Here is a 2,063-nt window from a genome sequence, read left to right as displayed (position 1 = left end):
TCGGTCCCGGTGCGGTCGGGCCGCTGGTGCGGGCGCTCGACGACCCTGACAGCGCAATCCAGATGGGTGCGGCGCGGGCGCTCGGCCTGATCGGGGAACCGGCGGTCGCCGAACTGATCGACGCCCTTCGCGATGAGCAGGACGGCGGCCAGAGAAAGGCGGTCGAGGCGCTCAAGCTGATCGGGGAGCCGGCGGTCGTGCCGCTCATCGACGCTCTCCAGGACCGTGACTGGCATATCCGCCTCGGAGCGGCACGGGCGCTTGTCACCATCGGGGATCCGGCGGTTGAGCCGTTGGTCCGGGCTCTCCGCAGCGGGTCTGAGGTGATCCAGATGGGTGTAGCCGCGGCGCTCGGGAAGATCGGGAACCCGGCCGCCATCGACCCGCTCACCGATACGCTCCTGCACGGGGACTGGCGTGTGGGGCGTGTCGTGGTGCGGGCGCTCGGTATGATGGGGGAGGCGGCGGTGAAACCGCTCCTCCGGGTTATCAGGGAAGGGGATGATGCGGCCCGGAAGGGTGCTGTGGCCGCCCTCGTGCTGATCGGAGATGCGGCAGGACGGCTGCTCCCCGGTGCGCTCACCGACGGAGATTTCCGTGTCCGCGCCGGGGCTGCAGACGCCCTCGACCGCCTGGGCTGGTCCCCGAAACCCGGGGAGGAGACGGTCTGCTACCTGATCGCAAAGGAGCGGTGGAGCGATCTGCTCACCCTGGGCACAATCGCGGTCGGGCCGCTGGTGCGGGTGCTCAATGACCGCGATGACAGCATACGGCGGCGGGCGGCAACGATCCTCGGTGAACTGCAGGATCCGCGTGCGGTCGGGCCTCTCGTCGACCTCCTCCACGATGACTTCTACAGCATACGGCGGGAGGCCGCGGCGGCGCTCGTCACCATAGGGGCCCCGGCCATGGACCCGGTCATAGCCGCACTGGGGGACGAGGACGACGATGTCAGAAAGCGTGCGGCTGACATCCTGGCCGGGATCGGGGACGTGCGGGCGATCGGGGCCCTCGAAGGGATCTTCAACGATGAGGACTGGTACGTCCGGAGGGCCGCGGTGGAGGCGGTGGAGAGGATCCGGGAGCGGGGGGGGTAACTCTTTTTTGGGAGGCGGTCCCGGTCGATGAAGACACTCATGAGTAGTATACTATGAAGTGTACTATTTTATGGTCGCGGAAGGATGTCGTGGCGCTGGATCGTTAAAACCGTTAGATCCTACCTACCACGAGAAACTACCCGGTACTGCATATCGCCGCCCTCCCCTTCATCCAATGCGCCGGTGTTCACCGCAACGCGGGAACACCCTGATATACCCACTTTAAGACTGCACAGCCCGCTCAATCAGCGCGATCTCTTCCCCGGAAAGCCCATAGAGCTCGTAGACCAGCGCGTCGATCCTCGCATCGGTTGCCTCGATCTCACGGCTGATGAAGATTTTATCCTGCCCCGTTCTCGCCCCGGCAAGTTTCCGGTTCAGGTCGAGCATCGTCTCAACGAGGGTGACCATGCGGTCGCGGCGGGCGACGTCGGTTGGGTCAGAGGGGTCGAGGGGGCGGATGGGCAGCATTTCCACGTACTGCGAGAAAAAGCGGAGATACCCACCTCGATACACCGCCGCCACATTCCGATAGTAGAAGTTGATCAAACTTGAATTGAGGATGCCAAGCAGGAACGTGTCATTGATGAATACATTATAGCAGGTATTGGCGTTGTAGAACCCACCCTCTGCATCGATGGTGAACTGGGGGCGCTCGGCAATGTCAGGGAAAATAATCTTGGGCCCCTCGAAACCTTCATAATAATCAACCGTATCCTGAATCTCATACCACTGATACGACCCCGGCTTCCTCCCTTCCCACTTGCCGCCTTTCCATCCATTTGGTCTTGGAATCAGTTCCTTCTTGAACTGTTTGAGGTACTCCTTAATCGCAGGATAATCGTTGATCTCGATGCCCCTTCGTGTAAATATCAGGAACTTATCCGCCTCCAGCGGCGCATACCGCTTCACATCCCGCCCGGCGAGGAACGGCTTGATCACCTCCGCGCTCTTCGGGTCCTCTGC

The 2,063-nt window shown here is 62.4% G+C and carries 2 protein-coding genes; one reads left to right on the top strand and one right to left on the bottom strand.

Annotated features, from left to right (window positions below; translation table 11 throughout):
• The coding region (locus BP858_RS02635) for a HEAT repeat domain-containing protein (RefSeq protein WP_286878772.1) at positions 1-1,097 on the top strand (1,097 nt) is incomplete at its 5' end.
• A gap of 222 nt (positions 1,098-1,319) precedes the next feature.
• Here the strand turns inward: BP858_RS02635 and BP858_RS02630 are convergent.
• A partial coding sequence (locus BP858_RS02630; RefSeq protein WP_286878771.1) for a TaqI-like C-terminal specificity domain-containing protein occupies positions 1,320-2,063 on the bottom strand: 744 nt, incomplete at its 5' end.

This window comes from Methanoculleus sp. UBA413 (assembly GCF_002502935.1).
Taxonomy (GTDB): domain Archaea; phylum Halobacteriota; class Methanomicrobia; order Methanomicrobiales; family Methanoculleaceae; genus Methanoculleus; species Methanoculleus bourgensis.
Note: the sequence above shows the minus strand (reverse complement) of the source record. Positions and strands in the feature narration are given on the sequence as shown.